Source organism: Staphylococcus sp. GDY8P198P (genome assembly GCF_017891615.1).
Taxonomy (GTDB): domain Bacteria; phylum Bacillota; class Bacilli; order Staphylococcales; family Staphylococcaceae; genus Staphylococcus; species Staphylococcus cohnii.
This window is the reverse complement of sequence record NZ_JAESJQ010000007.1, coordinates 117036-137853: the sequence shown is the minus strand read 5'-3', so window position 1 is coordinate 137853 and position 20818 is coordinate 117036. Positions and strand designations below refer to the sequence as shown.

At 32.3% G+C, this 20818-nt stretch carries 19 protein-coding genes; 18 read left to right on the top strand and 1 reads right to left on the bottom strand.

From position 1 onward, the window contains the following. Positions 1 to 132: 132 nt before the first annotated feature. From pyrF to KA824_RS07785, 6 genes are all read left to right on the top strand, one after another. Positions 133 to 837, top strand: coding sequence for an orotidine-5'-phosphate decarboxylase (gene pyrF, locus KA824_RS07810; RefSeq protein ID WP_107383733.1), 705 nt, complete (start codon positions 133 to 135; stop codon positions 835 to 837). Continuing rightward, a complete protein-coding gene (gene pyrE, locus KA824_RS07805) occupies positions 830 to 1441 on the top strand; it encodes an orotate phosphoribosyltransferase (protein ID WP_107383734.1) in 612 nt (203 codons plus the stop codon). Before pyrF ends, pyrE begins: the two co-directional genes overlap by 8 nt. Positions 1442 to 1463: 22 nt before the next feature. After that, the gene (locus tag KA824_RS07800) at positions 1464 to 1649 is read left to right on the top strand and encodes a hypothetical protein (RefSeq protein ID WP_107383735.1); all 186 of its coding nucleotides are present in this window, start codon (positions 1464 to 1466) and stop codon (positions 1647 to 1649) included. Between the two features lie 218 nt (positions 1650 to 1867). After that, positions 1868 to 3421 carry an MFS transporter gene (locus tag KA824_RS07795; protein WP_107385914.1) on the top strand — a complete coding sequence of 518 codons (1554 nt, stop codon included), beginning with the start codon at positions 1868 to 1870 and terminating at the stop codon, positions 3419 to 3421. Positions 3422 to 4041: 620 nt separating this feature from the next. Beyond that, positions 4042 to 4896, top strand: a complete 855-nt coding sequence (locus KA824_RS07790; protein WP_107385117.1) for a YitT family protein — start codon at positions 4042 to 4044, stop codon at positions 4894 to 4896. 118 nt (positions 4897 to 5014) lie between these two features. After that, a complete protein-coding gene (locus tag KA824_RS07785) occupies positions 5015 to 5428 on the top strand; it encodes a VOC family protein (RefSeq protein ID WP_107385116.1) in 414 nt (137 codons plus the stop codon). 112 nt (positions 5429 to 5540) lie between these two features. Here the strand turns inward: KA824_RS07785 and KA824_RS07780 are convergent, their stop codons facing one another. Beyond that, complete coding sequence (locus KA824_RS07780; protein WP_107385913.1) at positions 5541 to 7241, bottom strand: Rqc2 family fibronectin-binding protein; 1701 nt, start codon at positions 7239 to 7241, stop codon at positions 5541 to 5543. 159 nt (positions 7242 to 7400) lie between these two features. Here KA824_RS07780 and gmk point away from each other — a divergent pair, with 159 nt between their 5' ends. The 12 genes from gmk to pknB all read left to right on the top strand — a co-directional run bounded on the left by gmk (position 7401) and on the right by pknB (position 20755). Continuing rightward, positions 7401 to 8024, top strand: a complete 624-nt coding sequence (gmk, locus tag KA824_RS07775; protein ID WP_019467771.1) for a guanylate kinase — start codon at positions 7401 to 7403, stop codon at positions 8022 to 8024. Then, complete coding sequence (rpoZ, locus tag KA824_RS07770) at positions 8024 to 8224, top strand: DNA-directed RNA polymerase subunit omega (RefSeq protein ID WP_107385114.1); 201 nt, start codon at positions 8024 to 8026, stop codon at positions 8222 to 8224. The genes gmk and rpoZ overlap by 1 nt, the downstream gene beginning before the upstream one ends. A gap of 369 nt (positions 8225 to 8593) precedes the next feature. After that, positions 8594 to 9796 carry a bifunctional phosphopantothenoylcysteine decarboxylase/phosphopantothenate--cysteine ligase CoaBC gene (gene coaBC / locus KA824_RS07765; RefSeq protein WP_181187477.1) on the top strand — a complete coding sequence of 401 codons (1203 nt, stop codon included), beginning with the start codon at positions 8594 to 8596 and terminating at the stop codon, positions 9794 to 9796. A gap of 1 nt (position 9797) precedes the next feature. Beyond that, entirely contained in the window at positions 9798 to 12206 is a 2409-nt protein-coding gene (gene priA / locus KA824_RS07760; protein ID WP_119535974.1) for a primosomal protein N', read from the top strand. Between the two features lie 230 nt (positions 12207 to 12436). After that, positions 12437 to 12883 carry a GNAT family N-acetyltransferase gene (locus KA824_RS07755; protein ID WP_107384640.1) on the top strand — a complete coding sequence of 149 codons (447 nt, stop codon included), beginning with the start codon at positions 12437 to 12439 and terminating at the stop codon, positions 12881 to 12883. A 367-nt stretch (positions 12884 to 13250) separates the two neighbouring features. Then, positions 13251 to 13940 (top strand): GNAT family N-acetyltransferase, encoded by a 690-nt coding sequence (locus KA824_RS07750; RefSeq protein ID WP_107384639.1) that lies wholly within the window; start codon positions 13251 to 13253, stop codon positions 13938 to 13940. Between the two features lie 203 nt (positions 13941 to 14143). Then, positions 14144 to 14632 (top strand): peptide deformylase, encoded by a 489-nt coding sequence (locus KA824_RS07745; protein ID WP_107384638.1) that lies wholly within the window; start codon positions 14144 to 14146, stop codon positions 14630 to 14632. Beyond that, positions 14625 to 15557 carry a methionyl-tRNA formyltransferase gene (gene fmt / locus KA824_RS07740; protein WP_181187476.1) on the top strand — a complete coding sequence of 311 codons (933 nt, stop codon included), beginning with the start codon at positions 14625 to 14627 and terminating at the stop codon, positions 15555 to 15557. Before KA824_RS07745 ends, fmt begins: the two co-directional genes overlap by 8 nt. Before the next feature lie 2 nt (positions 15558 to 15559). After that, positions 15560 to 16867, top strand: a complete 1308-nt coding sequence (gene rsmB / locus KA824_RS07735) for a 16S rRNA (cytosine(967)-C(5))-methyltransferase RsmB (protein WP_233422660.1) — start codon at positions 15560 to 15562, stop codon at positions 16865 to 16867. A gap of 3 nt (positions 16868 to 16870) precedes the next feature. Further along, positions 16871 to 17965 carry a dual-specificity RNA methyltransferase RlmN gene (gene rlmN, locus KA824_RS07730; RefSeq protein WP_019467762.1) on the top strand — a complete coding sequence of 365 codons (1095 nt, stop codon included), beginning with the start codon at positions 16871 to 16873 and terminating at the stop codon, positions 17963 to 17965. 4 nt (positions 17966 to 17969) lie between these two features. Then, positions 17970 to 18713, top strand: coding sequence for a Stp1/IreP family PP2C-type Ser/Thr phosphatase (locus KA824_RS07725; protein ID WP_107384636.1), 744 nt, complete (start codon positions 17970 to 17972; stop codon positions 18711 to 18713). Further along, the gene (gene pknB, locus KA824_RS07720; RefSeq protein ID WP_107384635.1) at positions 18710 to 20755 is read left to right on the top strand and encodes a Stk1 family PASTA domain-containing Ser/Thr kinase; all 2046 of its coding nucleotides are present in this window, start codon (positions 18710 to 18712) and stop codon (positions 20753 to 20755) included. Before KA824_RS07725 ends, pknB begins: the two co-directional genes overlap by 4 nt. Positions 20756 to 20818 lie beyond the last annotated feature (63 nt).

Genomic DNA, 20818 nt, shown 5'->3' with positions numbered 1-20818 from the left:
CGAAAAATGGTTTCATAAATTTTTCTCCTAGTTGTCCTTGTCAGGGTAAAAAATTTAAAAATATCATTGCTGTCATATGCCTTTACGTGCTTGGCAAATATAATGAAAAAGATACTATGAGAGGCGATATATATGCAAAATAATCTACCAATCATTGCTTTAGATTTTGATTCAGCAGAAGCAGTTGAACAATTCTTAGATCAATTTGATGAACCTTTATTTGTCAAAGTCGGGATGGAACTTTTTTATCAAACTGGTCCGTCATTAATCACTAATATTAAAAAACGTGGTCATCGCATATTCTTAGATTTAAAATTACATGATATTCCTAACACTGTTGGCAAAGCAATGGAAGGCTTAGGTAAATTAGATGTCGATTTAGTAAATGTACATGCGGCTGGTGGTTCAGAAATGATGAAACGCGCCTTAGAAGGCATTAAAAAACATAATAATGATATTAAAATTATTGCAGTGACACAATTAACGTCAACTACAGAAATAATGTTACATGATGAACAAAATATCCAAAGTACAATGGATGAAGCGGTTTTGAATTATGCGCGTTTAGCCAAATTATCAGGTTTAGATGGCGTTGTATGTTCACCACTGGAGGCAAAATTATTAACACGAGAATTGGGTGAAGATTTCTTGAAAGTGACGCCAGGCATTCGACCGGAAAATACTTCCTCCGATGATCAGCAACGTGTTACGACACCAGAAAAGGCAAGCATTTTTGGTGCTACACATATTGTTGTGGGGCGACCAATCACGCAGAGTGAAACTCCGGTTAAGAGTTACCAAAAAATTAAAGAAAGTTGGTTGAAATCAAATGACTAAATCAATTGCACAAGCATTGTTAGACATAAAAGCTGTATCATTATCTCCCAATGATCCGTTTACTTGGAGTTCAGGCATTAAATCACCAATATATTGTGATAATCGCGTTACATTAGGTTTTCCAGACGTACGTAATCATATTAGAGATGGTCTACAAGCATTGATTGAATCACATTTTAAAGATATTGAAGTTATATCAGGTACTGCAACAGCCGGTATACCGCATGCAGCTTATGTCTCAGAAGTGATGAACTTACCGATGAACTATGTTCGATCAAAAAGTAAAAGCCATGGTAAACAGAATCAAATTGAAGGCGCATCAAGTGAAGGGAAAAATGTAGTAGTTATAGAAGATTTAATATCTACAGGTGGTTCTTCAATAACTGCAGTAGAAGCATTGAAAGCTGCTGGTGCAAATGTCATTGGTGTAGTAGCGATCTTTACTTATGGTTTGAAAAAAGCAGACGAACAATTTGCACAAGCTGGAGTTCCTTTCTATACATTAAGTAATTATAATGAATTAATTGAAGTTGCAAGAGAAAATGGAGAAATTTCTGAAAATGATATTACTACATTAGTTGATTGGAGAGATAACTTGTCATAAAATGTTAAGTGGAGGGGATGTTATGACAAAAGACTCGAAAGTAGCCTATAATCATTTTGCTCATTTAAATAAATTCCTCAAAAAATCAGAAGACTATAGAGCACAATCAACTTCAGAAGACGAAAATAAATGGGTATTTAACGCTACAGAATCAAATATTTATAAAAAATCCAAATCAAACCTTAAGCAAAAAGGCCATATTAAATAACCATTATTTGTAAATATATTGTGGAAATTTGAAATAACGCAAAAAAATTATGTAATTATATTGATTAGAAAATGCTTAAAAGACTTTTATATATTGATAAAAGGTCTTTTAGGCATTTTTTAATATGTAAATACATTTTTGTTCATAATTAGTTCACAAAGTAGGTTTTAAATAATAAATATCATATGAAATTCCAAGATAGAAAGGAATGAATGAATTTGAAACATAAAAAATTTGATATTGTTGCACTATTTTTACTCATTGGTGTGTTTATGGCGGCTTTAGACAACGGTATTATTAGTGCAGCGTTAACTACAATAAATCAATCCTTTGAAATTTCAGCACAAATGGGATCATGGGGAATAACGATTTATACATTAGGTATGGCTGTAACCACACCTATAGCAGGTAAACTTGCTGATATGTATGGCTGTAAAAAAATATTTATAATTGAAGTGATTTTATTTGGTTTTGGATCATTGTTAGTTGCATTAAGTCCTAATTATACGTTCTTTATCATTGCACGTTTAATTCAATCGTTTGGTGGTGGCGGTTTATTTGTAATCGCTAGTTCACATATCATTTCTACATATACCAAAGAAAAGCAAGGTAGTATGCTTGGTGGATTAGGAGCAATGAATGGTATTGCTTCGGTATTAGGACCAAATATTGGAAGTTTATTAATTAATGTAAGTGGTACATGGCATTGGTTATTCTTGATCAATGTCCCAGTGGCAATAATGATTGTCATTTTTATGATGATTAAAATGCCAGAAACACAAGAAAAAGTTAAAACCAAAATTGATAAATATGCCATCATTGTATTTTCATTTTCAACGTTATTAATGATGTTTGCGATTAATAATATACAAACTGGTAATATTGCTAATAGTATACTCAGTTTTTCGGTGATTGGTTTATTTGTATTGGCTATGATTGGCTATGGTATTTTAATTTTAGTGGAATATAAAAATGAAGCGACTGATATAGATGCTTTCTTACCTTTTTATTTACTGAAAAAGCCAGCTTTTTCAGTGGTATTGATTATGGGCGTTTTATCTGGGATGTTAATTGGATCAATTATTTTCATTCCTTCATTTGTTGAAAACGTATTGCATGTTAAAGCTGCTAACAGTGGATATTGGATGACGCCCTTGGCATTAGCTTCAGGTGTAGGCGCATCAATGGGTGGAAAGATTGTAGATAAAAAAGGTCCTATATTTGCATTAGTGATTGCAAGTATCATTAGTATGATTGGCTATGGTGGTTTAGCCTTTTTAACTTATTCAACTATGCCATTTCTAGTATTTTCAATAATTGCAGGCTTAGGCTTTGGTTTTACTATTGGCGCACCAATGACTGTATTAGCAACTAAGTCAGCACATTCAGCTAAAAATAATAGTACAGTTATTGGAACATTATCAGTTTCTAGACAAGTCGGAATTACTATTGCACCGACAATGTTTACGACATTTATTCAATTCGGATATAGCCAAATGGGGAGTAAAATTAAAGAAAGTATAAATTCAGCCCATTTTGGACTCAAAGACATACCAGTTTCTTTAATGAACATAATGGAGCATCGTTCAGGTAATCTTACTAAAATATTAGGGCAAGTAAATCAAATTTCTAACGATACATTAAGACGTGCAATCACAAATGGTATTGAAGATGCAACACATCTTGCGTATATGCCAATATTTTTAACTGCAGTTATTGCATCTTTTATCATCTTGTTACTTGTTACGCTTTTTAGAAAAGAATTTAAATAAAGTGAAAATTTAGCAAGTGAGTAAATGGTATAGATTTTTTATAGAAGTTTCGGTTAACTTCAAAAACAAAAACGCAGAAACGTAGATAAGATTATATTGTCTACGTTTCTGCGTTATTTGAATGTTGCTATATGAAAACGACTGAAATCATTCACGATTTGAAATGATTAAAAAGAAATGTGATAAAGTTGTTATATAAAAATTATTAACGAATCATAATTTTAATGATGATAAAGCCAATGAGTATCACTAAAGCTGCAATAAGTAACGGTATAATATAATAAAGCATGAAATACCTCCAATTGTATTTGTATTTATTTTAACTATAAATATTCAAAAGTAAAATGATTTTATTGTTTTAAGCCGTCAAAGTTTTCAATAACACACGCTTTAGAAATTAATGTTGCAAACTACACTAAGTGGTATATTGAAATAGGTTGTGTTACATTTGCAATTATACTATGTAACAACAAATAATGTTATATTTTCAATTAATTTGGTTTTTAATTCAATTTGTGAGAAAAAAACGCATTTGTAAAATCAAAATGAAGCATGATTTGAATACGCTTTTCTAGCTTACCTTAATTAAATTTATATTATCAAATGTAAGGGGAAATGATATGAAGTTTGTGAAACAACTACTAAAAAACCATACAAAAAATGTTATTGTCTGTTTAATTGGTGCGTTTGTGAGTGCGATCGCAGTTAATTCATTTATATTAGAATCTAATTTAGGTGATGGGGGTACAGTTGGTATGTCATTGGCATTAAAATATGCATTTGGCTTTTCACCTGCTATATCCTCTTTAATTATAAATACATTGGTCATTATTGTAGGATGGCGTTTTTTGAGTACCAGAACAGCAGTATATACTTTTATTGCCAATACAGCGATATCTATCTTTTTAGATTTAACTGAAAACTTTAAAACAGGTATTGATAATTTTGTAATAAATGCTTCTTTTGGAGGGGTATTAGTAGGTGTAGGTATAGGATTAGTAATTACTTCTGGGGGCGTGATAGGGGGTACATCAGTCATTGCTAAGATGTTAAATAAATATTTTGACATCAAAACATCACAAGGTATTTTTGTTTTAGATGCTCTGGTTGTCTTATCCTTTTTATTTGTCTTACCATTAGAAAATGTCTTGTTTACTGTAATTATGATATTTATCACTGAACGTGCAACTGCATTTATTATTGAAGGATTCTATCCTAAAAAAGCAGTTACTGTGATATCAAGTAAAAATGAGATAATTAGTGATGAAATCAATAGTTTTACAGGTAGAGGCTCGACACTTTTAAAAGGGAAAGGTGGTTATGGTAAACATGAAACAAGTATGTTGTATGTTGTAGTGCCACAATCACAAGTGACCAGAGTTAAAAAGCTTGTAAATGAGGTAGATGAAAATGCCTTTTTAGTTATTCATGATGTGAGAGATGTATTAGGAAACGGATTTATGAATTTATCTTAATTATAGATCTTTATAGGTGCTATGCTTCAAATTATTTGTTAATTGCTAATTTAATTCGTTCGATTTTTTTAAGAATTTGTTTTATTCTATATTTAAGATGTTTTAAGGAGGCAATTTAATGGCAATTCCAAAAATAACGACATTTCTTATGTTTAATGGACAAGCAGAGGAAGCAATCAATCTGTATGTAGAAGCATTTGAAGATGCAGAAATATTAACGATGGTTAAATATGAAGAAGATGATAAAGAACCTACTGGTGCAGTGCAACATGCTATCTTTCGTTTGAAAGATCAAGTTTTTATGGCGATTGATAATATGAATGGTGTCGATGTGGACATGAATCCAGCAATGTCATTATATGTTACGGTAGACAGTCCATTAGAAATGGAAAGATTATTTAGTAAATTAAAAAGTGGTGGGGCAATTTTAATGCCTAAAACTGAAATGCCACCATTTAGAGAATTTACATGGATTGTAGATAGATTTGGCGTTAATTTTCAACTCGCGTTACCAGAAAAAAATAAATATTAAAAAGGCTAAGATTAAGCATCGTACACATGTTGTGTGTACTAATTGCTCATAATCTTAGCCTTGTTTTTAATTTATAGGGACATGGTTACTACAACTTTAAAGTATTTTATGTTTATGATGTCACTTTCATTTTTTGAATATGGTCGTAATCAGGTGTAGCATAGAGTGTTTTTTGATGATCATATGTTACAAACCCTGGTTTTGCACCAGAAGGTTTATGAACGTGTTTAATTTCAGTGTAATCTACTGGTATTTGACCAGAATTACCAGCTTTTGAATAATAGCCAGCCAGCATAGCCGCTTCTTTTATGGTATTTTCACTAGGTGCATCATTTAAGATCACCACATGAGAACCAGGAATGTCTTTTGTATGAAACCACAAATGCTGTTTGCTTGCCTTTTTATTTGTTAAATAATCATTTTGCTTATTATTCTTTCCTACAAGCATAGTATCTCCGTCACTTGAGACATATTCCTGTAATTGAATGGAAGGTTTCTTTTTCTTATTTTTTTGTTTGCGTTGTTTCATATAGCCCTGTTCGGCAAGTTCTTCTCTAATGTCATCAATATCTTCCACGGATATATGTGTAAGTTGTTGTTCTATATTTTCAAAATATGTGATGTTTTCTTTAGTTAAATCAATTTGACGTGTTAATTCATGTGCACGTGTTTTCAATTTATTATATTTTTTATAATACATTTGGGCATTTGTTGCTGGTGATTTTGTGGTATCTAAAGGAATGGTTACTTCATTACCATCATAATAATTAGTAGTCGTCAGATACTCATCACCTTGTTTAATTCTATAAATATTGGCAGTGATTAATTCACCAAATAATTGTTGTACTTCTTTATCTTTAGTACCTTCTTGTTCATCGATTAGTTTACTTAATTTATTTTGATATTTATGCAACTGTTGCTGTACAAATTTAACTAAATCATTTGCACGTTGTTTTACGCGTTCTCTTTCGCCTCTGGCATCATAATATCTATCTAATAAATCATGTAAAGAATCATATTCAACCATATCATCGTAAAACTGATTTAAATGCATGAAGTAGAAATCTTCTTTTCCTGTTTCATGATTTTTATGAAAAACAGGGGTAGGTAATTCCTTTGTCTCATTCATTACAGAATCAAATGCCTCTGGTAACGTTTCAGTTGTCATAAATTGTTTGCGATTGACGATTTCGTTCGTAATTAAAGGACTAAAGCCTTCAAATTGATTTAATAGCTGTCTAGCGATTTTTCCACTATTGAAATCAATGAATTTTAAAGCTTCTGTACCTGTAATATCATATGGATTTGTTTTATTTTGCGTAGGAGGTGCTTCGTATTGAAACCCAGGCATTACTGTACGATATTGATTTGTATTAGGCGTCAAATGTTTAAAACCTTCAATAATCTTGCGTTGATCATCTACTAATATTAAATTACTGTGTTTCCCCATTATTTCTAAAATAACTGTACGGTAAGTGGTATCACCAATTTCATCTTTACTGTGTATATCTATTTCTACACGTCTATCATTTCCAATTTGTCTTATTGCTTTAATAAAACCACCCTCTAAATGTTTACGAAATACTCTTGCAAACATTGGTGGTTCAAATGGATTATCGTATTTTTTATCTGTTAAATGCATTCTAGCAAAACTAGGATGGATCGAGAGTAGAAGTTGATGGTTTTTACGATTTTGACGTATTACCATGATGATTGTATCGTTTTCAGGTTGATTGATTTTATGAATTCTACCATCAACGAGAAATTGTAAAGATTCTACCATTTTTCGTGTAAATAAACCATCGTATGCCATTACTATCAGCCACCTTATTTTTAGTCATTCATCATATTGTAACATGATGAAAAGATTTGGTCATGAGCAAAGATTGTTTGAACGTATGCTATACAACCAAACGCTCATTATGGTATCATAGTTTAATAATAGAAGAATAGCTTAGAGAGGTAGTAAGGCATGGATAATGAGAAAGGTTTGTTGATTGTACTTTCTGGACCTTCTGGTGTAGGAAAAGGTACAGTTAGAAAAAAAATATTTGATGACCCAACCACATCTTATAAATATTCTATCTCGATGACGACACGTAATATGCGTGAAGGTGAAGTCGATGGTGTAGATTATTTCTTCAAAACAAAATCAGAGTTTGAAGCATTAATTAAACAAGATCAATTTATAGAATATGCAGAGTATGTGGGTAATTATTATGGTACACCGGTGCAATACGTAAAAGATACTATGGACCAAGGACATGACGTATTTTTAGAAATTGAAGTAGAAGGTGCCAAACAAGTTCGTAAAAAGTTCCCTGATGCATTATTTATTTTTCTAGCACCACCAAGTTTAGATCATTTACGTGAACGTTTAGTAGGACGTGGTACTGAGTCTGATGAAAAAATTCAAAGTAGAGTACTCGAAGCTCGTAAAGAAGTTGAAATGATGAATTTATATGATTATGTTGTGGTTAATGATGAAGTTGAATTAGCTAAGCAACGTATTCAATCTATTGTTGAAGCTGAGCATTTGAAAAGGGAAAGAATTGAAGCAAAATATAGAAAAATGATATTGGAGGCAAAAAAATAATGTTATATCCACCATTAAATGATTTAACATCAAAAATCACATCAAAGTATTTAATCGCTACGACTGCTGCTAAACGTGCACGTGAGTTAGACGAGCATCCAAATAGTACGCTATTAAGCAAATATAATTCTGAAAAATCAGTGGGAAAAGCATTGGAAGAAATTGCTGGCGGCGAAATTTATCCTGAAACTACTAAATAACACTTTCTAAGCGAATATTGAATAATATAATTTTATAATTTTGAAAAGTACACCGGGTTAATGATGTGCACTTCAAAAGTCGGACGCATGCGATGACTTTGAGGTTTCATAGCCAAGGTGTGCTTTTTTAATTTGGACATTAATTTGTGTATAATAAGCAGTAACCATATTTATACTTAAAGCAATATAGCTAAAATATTAAAAGTTAATTTAACTAATGAAAATGAAAACATGCTATGTAATCCTATACATTAAACTAATGCGGAATAAAAACATTTGTCTATATTTAGTTATATTGAAGATTAAATATATAAACTACTATGTTAAACCATTAATAGAAAGATATAAATTATTTGGAGGAGAACTACGATGAAAAATATATTACTTGCTGTAACTGGTGGTATCGCTGCGTATAAAGCAATAGATTTAACGAGTAAACTCACACAGGCTGATTATAATGTCAGAGTGATGTTAACAGACCATGCACAAGAGTTTGTAACTCCTTTAGCTTTTCAAGCCATCGGTAGAAATCCTGTTTATACGAGCACTTTTAAAGAACACAATCCAGAAGAAATTCAACATGTAGCTTTAGGAGATTGGGCAGATGCAATTGTAGTTGCACCGGCAACTGCAAATATAATCGCTAAACTAGCAAACGGTATTGCTGATGACATGGTTACATCAACGCTATTAGCTACAGAAACACCTAAATTTATCGCTCCAGCAATGAATGTACATATGTATGAGAATAAAAGAACGCAACATAATTTAGCAACGTTAAGTTCAGATGGTTATTATTTCTTAGAACCTGGTGAAGGTTTCTTAGCATGTGGCTACGTTGCAAAAGGTAGAATGGAAGAACCTTTGCAAATTGTAGAAAGGCTAAATCAATATTTTCAACACGACATATCAACACCCAAAAATAGTAGATTTAACGGTATGAAAGCTTTGGTGACTGCTGGACCAACCATAGAAGAACTAGATCCAGTTCGTTATTTATCCAATCGCTCATCAGGTAAAATGGGATATGCGCTAGCAGAATCTTTAGCTCAAAGAGGGGCGACCGTGACACTTATATCTGGTCCAACCAAGCTAACACCACCGAAAAATGTGGAAGTCATACAAGTAGAAAGTGCACAGCAGATGTTTGAAGCGGTTAAAACACGATTCGAGAACATGGATATTGTCTTTAAATCTGCAGCAGTATCAGATTATGCTCCAACAGAATTATTAGAGCATAAACTAAAAAAACAACAAGGCGATTTGACGGTTACTTTTAAACGCACACCCGATATTTTAAAATATTTGGGAGAACATAAAGGTAATCAATTTTTAGTTGGTTTTGCAGCAGAAACACAAAACATTGAAACATATGCTCAAAAAAAATTAAAAAGTAAAAACGCAGATGTCATTATAGCGAATAATGTTGGAGATCGCACAATTGGGTTTAGCTCTGATGATAATGCATATACAATGTACTATAAAAACGGTGAAACTATAGCGTTAGGAAAACACAAAAAAGTCATATTAGCGGAGCATATACTAGATAGTTTAGAAACAAGGTGGCAATAAAATGATAGCAAAAGTAATCGTAGATATCCCATCTAAAAGTGTTGACTTTACATTTGATTATTTAATTCCACAAAAATTTCAAGCGATGATTGAAGTTGGTATGCGTGTAATTGTACCTTTTGGACCGAGAACGATACAAGGTTATGTCATGGACATCACTAAGCAACCTGACACTGATATGGATATATCAAAATTAAAAGAAATAAAAGAGATACAAGATATTAAACCTGAATTAACGAAAGAATTAATACAACTTACAGACTGGTATCATACTTATTTTGTTACAAAGCGAATTTCTATGTTAGAGGTTATGCTTCCAAGTGCAATCAAAGCTAAATATACCAAAGTTTTTGCAGTTGAAGATGCTGAAGCTATACCAGAAAAGTTATTAAAACGATTTGACTCGGAAGGGCATTATGCATATAAAGAAGCACAAAAAAATGAAGACTTAACTCTAATTGCACCATTCTTAAAGCAAGGTGCAATTCTTGAAGATACCATTTTATCTCAAAGTTTAAAGAAAAAGAAACAACGTGCAGTGCGCATCGTCGAAGGTTTTGATTATGATATGGTATTAGGCTCTTTAGAAAAATCAAAAAAGCAATATGAATTATATGCTTATTTAATCGATGAAAGTCATCACGTTGTTTTTTTAAAGCAATTAGAAGAAATGGGCTTTTCAAAATCTAGCATTGAGACATTAGCTCGTAAAGGTTTTATTGAGAAATATGATACAACTGTAGAGCGCGATCCTTTTGCGACGCGAGTATTTGAACAAGATCAAAAGCAACAACTTACGCAAGAACAACAAGAAGCATATAATGCCATACTTGAGACGATTAATAAAAGTGAACAACGGACATTTTTATTACACGGCGTGACGGGTTCTGGAAAGACTGAAGTTTACTTACAAACCATAGAAAAAGTACTCAATCAGGACAAACAAGCGATGATGTTAGTACCGGAAATTGCACTCACACCCCAAATGGTATTAAGATTTAAACAAAGATTTGGGGACGAAGTTGCAGTTTTACATTCAGGGTTATCTAAGGGCGAACGTTATGATGAATGGCAAAAAATTAGAGATGGTAAAGCGAGTGTGAGCGTTGGTGCTCGTTCCAGTGTGTTTGCCCCTTTTAAAGATTTAGGTATGATTATTATTGATGAAGAGCACGAGTCTTCGTATAAACAAGAGGACTATCCAAGATACCATGCTAGAGATATTGCACAATGGCGCAGTCAATATCATCAATGTCCTTTAGTATTAGGCAGTGCCACGCCAAGTTTAGAGACATATGCACGTGCAACTAAAGGTGTTTATGAACTTTTATCATTACCTCATAGAGTGAATCAACAAGCTTTGCCAGAAGTGAACATCGTAGATATGCGTGCTGAACTTGCATCTGGAAATCGTTCTATGTTTTCAGAAGATTTGCGTCATGCGATTCAAGAGCGGTTAGATAAAAAAGAACAAGTTGTTTTATTTTTAAATAGACGTGGCTATGCGTCATTTATGTTGTGTCGTGATTGCGGTCATGTACCTCAATGTCCTAATTGTGATATTTCTCTAACATATCATAAATCAACGGATCAATTGAAATGCCATTATTGTGGTCATCAAGAAATCCCTCCCAATAAGTGTCCTAACTGTGAAAGTGAACACATTAGACAGGTTGGTACGGGTACGCAAAGAGTTGAAGAATTATTACAAGAAAATTTTCAGGAAGCAAAGATTATTCGTATGGATGTAGATACTACTTCTCGAAAAGGTGCACATGAACAATTATTAGATGACTTTGGTTCAGGTAAAGGGGATATTTTACTGGGGACACAAATGATAGCGAAAGGTTTAGACTTTCCAAACATTACATTAGTTGGCGTATTAAATGCTGATACGATGTTGAATTTGCCTGACTTTAGAGCTAGTGAGCGTACATATCAATTGTTGACACAGGTTTCAGGACGTGCAGGCCGCCATGAAAAAGAGGGGCAAGTGATCATACAAACGTATAATCCTGATCATTATGCAATTAAAGATGTTCAAGATAATGACTATCATTCTTTTTTTGAAAAAGAAATGAATTATAGAAAGTTAGGTAAATACCCGCCATACTTCTTTTTAATTAATTTTACGATTGCACACAAAGATATGAAAAAAGTAATGGAAGCTTCTAAACATATACACAAAATATTGTTACAGCATTTATCAGATAAGGCATTAGTGTTAGGCCCTTCTCCAGCAGCTTTATCACGAATTAATAATGAATACCGCTTTCAAATATTAATTAAATATAAAAGCGAACCTTCATTACACGAAGCGCTAAAATATTTAGATGATTTTTATCATGATCAATATTTAAAAGACAAATTATCACTGAAGATTGACATTAATCCTCAAATGATGATGTAGGTCACTATTAAATGTGGTTTAACCGTAGTGTTTAAAAACCTGTTGTTTAGCGATTAAGTTACAGTTTAGATAATTAATATTTTTCTTTTTTTTAAAATGGGGTCTGTAAATCGGTGTTTTGCTGATTTGATGGCCCTATTTTTTATTAAACTATAAATATTATTAGTTGAATATGATTGATAGATATAGTAAATTTATTTGCTCATATTTCTTTAAAAGGAGTACTAGATATGGAGATGAGAATTGCAAATAAAAATGATATTGAAACAATTATAAAATTAAGAAAAGAACAACTACTGGATCAAGGTATGCTTGCTACTGAAGATATTGATGATAATATGAGAGAATATTTTGAAGATGTTTTCGACAAAGAAAACATCTACCAAGTGTTTATGATAGATAATCAACAAGTTGTATCTACAGGAGCAGTTATTTTTCAACAAATACCACCCGCATATGATAATTATTCTGGCGTTGAAGGTTATATTACCAATGTTTATACAACTAAATTGTACAGAGGGTTAGGTTTAAGTAAACAAATTTTAGATGAGCTTTTATTAAAGTGTAAAACAGAACAGGTCAATATAGTTAATTTAAAAGCTTCTACTAATGCAGAACCATTATATTCTAAAATTGGTTTCATAAAAAATGCATCTTCCATGACCATTGAGTTATAAAATAACGAAGTGAACAGTATTAGATATAAATTTTTTTATTGAAATAATAATTAAGGTTAAACCTTTCAATATATAATAAATCTAAATATAAAATTAAGAAGTAGAAGTAAGAGAATTCAATTAAACTATTATTGATTTCTTTTTACTTCTACTTTTTTATTAATCCCTATTGTAAATTATAAAAAAATACTATTTGAATATTGAAAACGCTTTCGTAATGTAAATTATAATGATAACATATTATTAATTTATAAGAATTGGTATAAAGGTATTATATGCAATTGCTAAACATTTCAATGCTTAATCGTTAATGGAAATATTATATGATAATGGTTTATACTTATTGATTTTAAAAGGGAGGAAATAAATGGAATATAATCAGTTTAAACAACCTATTGGTAAGTCATTAATCAATTTCACTCAACCCAAAGCACCAACCGTTGATGTGTTAGAAGGGAAGTACTGTAGGTTAGAAAAATTAACTTCGCAACATATTAACCCTTTATTTAATCATTTCAAGGCACAAGATGATGCACCTAATTGGACTTATTTACCGGATGAGCAGCCTCAAAGTTATGATGATTTTGCAGCATATATAAATAATAAAAGACAAACAAAAGATCCATACTTTTTTGCTATAATTGATCAATTGGATAATGACGTGGTAGGCATTTTATCATTACTGAGAATAAATGAACAAAATGCAACGATTGAAGTTGGGCATATTCATTATGCTAATAAAATGAAACAAACACGTATAGCTACAGAGACACACTACTTATTAGCAAAATATATTTTTGACACGTTGGGTTATAGAAGGTATGAATGGAAGTGTGATGCATTCAATGAACCATCTATAAAAGCAGCAAAACGACTTGGGTTCAAATATGAAGGTTTATTTAAACATCATACTATTTATAAACAACGAAGTAGAGATACATACTGGCTTGCTATGTTAGCAGATGAGTGGTCACTTTATAAAAGTAAGTTTGAAAATTGGTTGAACGAAAACAATTTTGATGAATTTGGTAATCAAATCAATAAGTTATCGCTATGATTTTACAAAAGTTAACTGGAGCATAAAAATATATTACACCGTAAGCTTGTATGTGAGAGCTTGCGGTTATATTTTGTGATGAAGTAAAAGCGTAAAAAAGAAAATATGTATTGTTTTAACGCTTGCATTTCATCTAACCTTGGTGCAAATTTAACTAAAATAAGTTATAATGATGTGATGAATTTTTATGAGGAGTAATTTGTATGACAATAAAGCAACTTGTTGCAGCAGAAAATCCAATTTTACATAAAAACGTTCCTGATGTAACGCGATTTGATGAAAACTTAGCTCAATTATTGCTCGATTTAGAAGACACTATGTATGAAGTTGAAGCTTCTGCCATATGTGCGCCACAAATTGGCATCTTACAAAAAGTAGCTATTATCGATATGGAAATAGATGGATTGTTACAACTTATCAATCCAAAAATTATTCGCGAATCAGACCAAAAAGTAACTGACTTAGAAGGATCTATTTCATTACCTGACATTTATGGTGAAGTTGAAAGAAGTAAAATGATTGTTGTTAAAAGTAATGATAAAAATGGAAATGAAGTAGAGATGACAGCATATGATGATATTGCGCGTATGATATTACATATGATTGACCATTTTGAAGGGAAGTTTTTTACAGAACGTGCGGATAAAATTTTGACTGAAGCAGAAGTGGAGGCGTATTTTGAAAATGAGTAGAATTATTTTTATGGGCACACCTGATTTTTCGACAAAAGTGTTAGAAATGTTAATTGCAGAACATAATGTCATAGCAGTAGTTACACAACCTGATCGACCAGTTGGCAGAAAACGAAAATTAACACCACCACCAGTGAAACAAGTTGCGATAGAACATGCAATTCCTGTATATCAACCGGAAAAACTGTCACAATCTGAAGAATTACAGATGTTGATTGATTTGAACGCGGATTTAATTGTTACTGCAGCATTTGGCCAATTATTACCACAAACTTTATTGGATTCACCAAGGTTAGGTGCTATCAATGTGCATGCATCATTATTGCCTAAATATAGAGGTGGCGCTCCCATACATCAAGCGATTATTGATGGAGAAAAACAAACTGGTATTTCTATCATGTATATGGCTAAGAAATTGGATGCTGGAAATATTATATCTCAAAAAGCAATCGATATTGAACCACAAGATGACGTTGGTGTGATGCATGATAAATTAAGCTTTTTAGGTGCTGAATTATTAAAAGAAACACTTCCTTCTATTATTAATGGTACGAATGAAAGTATTGTTCAAAATGAAGACGAAGCAACATTTGCATCTAATATTCGTCGTGAAGATGAAAAAATTGATTGGTCAGAACCTGCTGAAGTAATTTATAACCATATTAGAGGCTTGTCTCCATGGCCGGTTGCTTACACAATAATGGATGAAGAAAATTTAAAGGTCTATGCTTCTCGCATTGAAAATGATAAAGATGGTGAACCGGGTACAATAATAGAGACAACTAAGAAAGCAATTATTGTGGCTACAGGTTCTAACGATGCGATTGCATTAACAGAGATTCAAGTTGCAGGTAAAAAAAGAATGCCTACAGCTAATTACTTAAGTGGTGTGCAATCAACACTCGTTGGGAAGGTATTAAAATGACAATTGAAACTAATGTAAGATTATTAGCTTTTGAAACATTACAAGATATTATTAATGATAAGGCATATAGTAATATTATTATTAACGAGGTATTAACCAATAATGATTTGAGCCGGGCAGATAAGAATTTATTAACCGAATTGGTATATGGTACATTAAAAAGAAAATATACACTTGATTATTATTTGAAACCTTTCGTACAAACTAAACTTAAAGGTTGGGTCAGACAATTACTGTGGATGAGTATCTATCAGTATATTTACTTGGATAAAGTCCCTGAACATGCGATTATTAATGAAGCTGTTAATATAGCAAAATATAAAGGTGGCCCGCATAACGGTAATGTGGTTAATGGGATTTTGAGAAACCTTATGCGCAGTGAATTACCAAATTTTAATGAAATTACGGACGATAAGAAGCGCATTGCTATTCAATATAGTTTGCCCAAATGGCTTGTTGATCACTGGGTTACACACTTTGGAATAGAAGAAACTGAAGCAATTGCACAATCATTTTTAACAAAAGTGACAACAACTGTAAGGGTCAATTTGACAAGAATTTCAGTTGAAAATGTGATGCAACGTTTAGAAGACGAAGGTTATACTGTAACGCAAGATAGTGACATTACAATTTGTTTACATATTAGTGGTAAACCAATTATAGAGTCACGTGTATTTAAAGATGGTCTAGTGTCTATCCAAGATAAAAGCTCTATGTTTGTAGCTGATGTAATGAATCTCCAAGATGGCGACCTTGTATTAGATGCTTGTAGTGCACCTGGTGGAAAGGCATGCCATATAGCAGAAAGGCTTCACGGTACTGGACATGTAGATGCGACAGATATCCATGAACATAAAATCGACTTGATTGATTTTAATATTCGAAAATTACGATTATCTAACATTTCTGCTTTTAGTCACGATGCGACGGAAAATTATGATAAAGTGTATGATAAGATTTTGGTAGATGCACCTTGTAGTGGCTTGGGTGTACTTAGACATAAGCCAGAAATCAAATATGAACAAAGTCAACAAAGCATTCAATCTTTAGTGAATATTCAACTAGAAATTTTAAATAACGTGAAAAATCATTTGCGACCTGGTGGCACATTAGTTTATTCAACTTGTACGATAGAACAGTTAGAAAATGAAAATGTTATATATACATTTTTAAAAGAAAATAAAGATTTTGAATTTGATTTATTTGAACATCCAATCAGTGGAGAAAAAGTAAAAACGTTACAGGTGCTACCACAGCAATTTAATTCTGATGGCTTTTTCATTACTAGGATAAAAAGAAAGGAACAATAAATAATGATAACTGCAGAGAAGAAGAAAAAAAATAAATTTCTTCCCAATTTCGAAAAGCAATCTATTTACTCTTTGAGATATGATGAAATGGAAAATTGGTTAAAAGAAAATGGACAACAAAAATTCAGAGCGAAACAAATCTTTGAATGGTTATATGAAAAACGAGTAGATAGCATTGATGAAATGACAAATTTGTCTAAAGAGCTAAGAGCACTTTTGAAAGACCATTTTGCAATGACAGTGATGACTACAGTAGTTAAACAAGAAAGTAGAGACGGAACGATTAAGTTTTTATTTGAATTACAAGATGGTTACACGATTGAAACAGTATTAATGAGACATGAATATGGGAACTCCGTATGTGTTACTACTCAAGTGGGTTGCCGTATAGGTTGTACATTCTGTGCATCCACATTAGGTGGCCTAAAGCGTAATTTAGAAGCGGGAGAAATTGTATCTCAGGTACTCACTGTCCAAAAAGCATTAGATGAAACCGATGAACGTGTATCACAAATTGTAATCATGGGAATTGGTGAGCCATTTGAAAACTATGATGAAATGATGGACTTTTTAAAGATTGTTAACCATGATAATGGTTTAAATATAGGTGCGCGTCATATTACTGTTTCTACTTCTGGTATTATACCTAGAATTTATGATTTTGCTGACGAAGATATTCAAATAAATTTTGCAGTAAGCTTACATGGTGCTAATGACGAAATTCGTTCTCGTTTAATGCCTATTAATCGAGCGTATAATGTTGAAAAATTAATGGAAGCCATTAAATATTATCAAGAAACAACAAATAGACGTATTACATTTGAATATGGACTGTTTGGAGGAGTCAACGACCAAGTTGAACATGCAAGAGAATTAGCACATTTAATCCAAAAATTAAACTGTCATGTGAATTTAATACCTGTAAATCATGTACCAGAAAGAAATTACGTTAAGACACCTAAAGAGGATATTTTTAAATTTGAAAAAGAATTAAAGAGACTAGGTATTAATGCAACAATAAGAAGAGAACAAGGTGCTGATATTGATGCAGCATGTGGTCAATTAAGAGCTAAGGAACGAAAAGTAGAAACGAGGTAATAGTATGCTAAAAGCACAATTTTTTACTGACACAGGTCAATATCGTGATAAGAACGAAGATGCAGGTGGTGTGTTCTATAATCAAACAGAACAACAATTACTTGTACTCTGTGATGGTATGGGTGGACATTTAGCAGGAGAAGTAGCAAGTCAATTTGTGACAGATGAGTTGCAACGTCGTTTTGAAGAAGAAAATTTAATTGAACCTAACCAAGCTGAAGATTGGCTGAGAACCACACTAAAAGCGATTAACCGTGAATTATATCAACTCTCAGTTGACAATGCAGACTATCATGGCATGGGAACAACTTGTGTTTGTGCACTTGTATTTGATGATTATGTCGTTGTCGCAAATATTGGTGATTCAAGAGGATATTTGATTAATAGTAGAGAAATTGAACAAATTACAAATGATCATTCCTTCGTTAATCACTTAGTAATGATAGGGCAAATTAGTGTCGAAGAAGCATTTAATCATCCCCAAAAGAATATCATTACAAAAGTCATGGGTACGGATAAAGTAGTAACACCAGATATTTTTGTAAAAAGAACCAATTTTTATGATTTTCTATTATTAAATTCGGATGGATTAACAGATTTTGCAAGAAATCATATGATTCAAGAAGAATTAATGCAAGAAAATGATCTAGAAACACATGGTCGGAATCTTATTGAATTAGCATTATCACAAGAAACAAATGATAATGTAAGCATTGTTTTAGCAGAAATTGAAGGAGATAAGGTATGATTGGAAAATTAATAAGCGAACGTTATAAAGTGATAAAAAAGCTTGGCGGCGGTGGCATGAGCACGGTTTATTTGGCTGATGACACTATTTTGAATCGCAATGTAGCAATCAAAGCTATTAGGATACCTTCTGGTGAAAAAGAAGAAACAATTAAGCGTTTTGAGCGTGAAGTTCACAACTTAACACAACTTTCACATAAACATATCGTTAATGTTTTTGATGTTACTGAAAATGATGAAAATTTCTTTTTAGTGATGGAATACATAGAAGGTCCCACTTTATCAGAATATATTCAACAACATCGACCTTTAGACATCAAAACTGTAATCAAATTTACTGAACAAATTATTGAAGGAATAAAGCATGCACATGATACAAAAATTGTTCATCGTGATGTAAAGCCTCAAAATATTTTGGTGAATCGTGATCAAACATTAAAAATATTAGATTTTGGTATTGCAAAAGCATTAAGTGAAACAACGATGACTCAAACAAATCATGTTTTAGGTACGGTTCAATACCTTTCTCCTGAACAAGCTCGCGGTGATGCAACAGATAACGGTACTGATATATATTCTATTGGTGTTGTGCTTTATGAAATGTTAGTAGGGCAACCTCCATTTTCAGGTGAAACAGCAGTAAGCATTGCTATAAAGCATATTCAAGATCCGATGCCTAATGTTTCTAATAAACGTTCTGAAGTACCACAATCACTGAGCAATGTCGTGCTAAAAGCTACTGAAAAAGATAAGAATGATCGTTATCAAACAGTTCAAGAAATGCAAGAAGACTTGTCTACTGTGCTGTCAAAAGAGCGAGAGAATGAATCACCATATCATTCTGTTGATGCTGACACTAAAACGGTTCCTATTGATAAAAATGAAATAGCTAATCAGACACGTGCTGAAGATAAATCAAAAAGCATGAATCAAACCATGCAAATTCCAATTGTTAATCAACAATATTTTCAATCAAATGAGGAACAATTATATGCGATGCCTCCGAAAAAAAGATCAAAAAAGAAAAAGTTTTTCTATGGTTTAATCATCGTACTACTTTTATTTGGACTCTTTGGTTTCATGGCTATGGGAATGTTTGGTAATAAATATTTAGAAACACCTAATTTAATAGGTAAAACTGAAAAAGAAGCAGAAGGTATTTTAAAAGATAACAAACTAGAATTAGGCAAAACTACAAGAGCATACAGTGATAAGTATCCGGAGAATAAAATTATTAAAACAACACCAGGAAAAGGTGAGCGTTTAGAACAGCAAAGTAAAGTAGACATTGTATTATCAAAAGGTCCTAAAACTGCAGAAATGCCAAATTTATATGGCTTACCAAAATCAGAAGCGTTAAATAAATTAAAAAAACTAGGAATTGATGATGCTAAAGTTGACCAATCTTATACAAAACAAAATGTTGCTAAAGGTTTAATTGAAGCACAAAGTATTTCACCAGGAGACAGAGTGAAAATCAATGATAGTGATATTAAATTGACTGAATCGTTAGGTGTTAAACAAATTTATGTGGATGATTATGAGAAAAAATCGTTTAAGACTGCTAAATCCGAGCTGGAATCTAAAGGGTTTAAAGTAGTTACTGTAGAAAAACGCTCTGATAAAACAGTTAAAAAGGATAATGTCATTAGTCAATCACCTAAAGGCGAAGAAGTAGATGAAGGTTCTACTATAGAATTTGTGGTATCCACAGGTGAACCGAAATCATCAGAGAAAAAAGATGGTAAAGATTCTGATGAGCAAGAAGATAAGTCATCTAAAGAAGATGAAAAATCACAAACTAAAACATATACAGAAACCTATCAAGTTCCCTATACGGGTGATGATGATGAAAGTCAAGAAGTGAAGGTATATGTGAGAGATAAAGATGACAAAGGATCGTCAGCTGCACAAAGCTTTAAAATTAAAGATGACAAAACTGTAACCATTCCGATGACTATTGAAAAAGGAGAGACGGCTGGTTATACCATTCGAGTTGATGGTAAGGTTGTAGCTGATAAAGATATTCCTTACGATTTTTAGCGCAACTTAACGAATGGAGCAAAGCGAAGAGAGTTTAGTTGTGCTTATGCAGAAGCCAAAGGC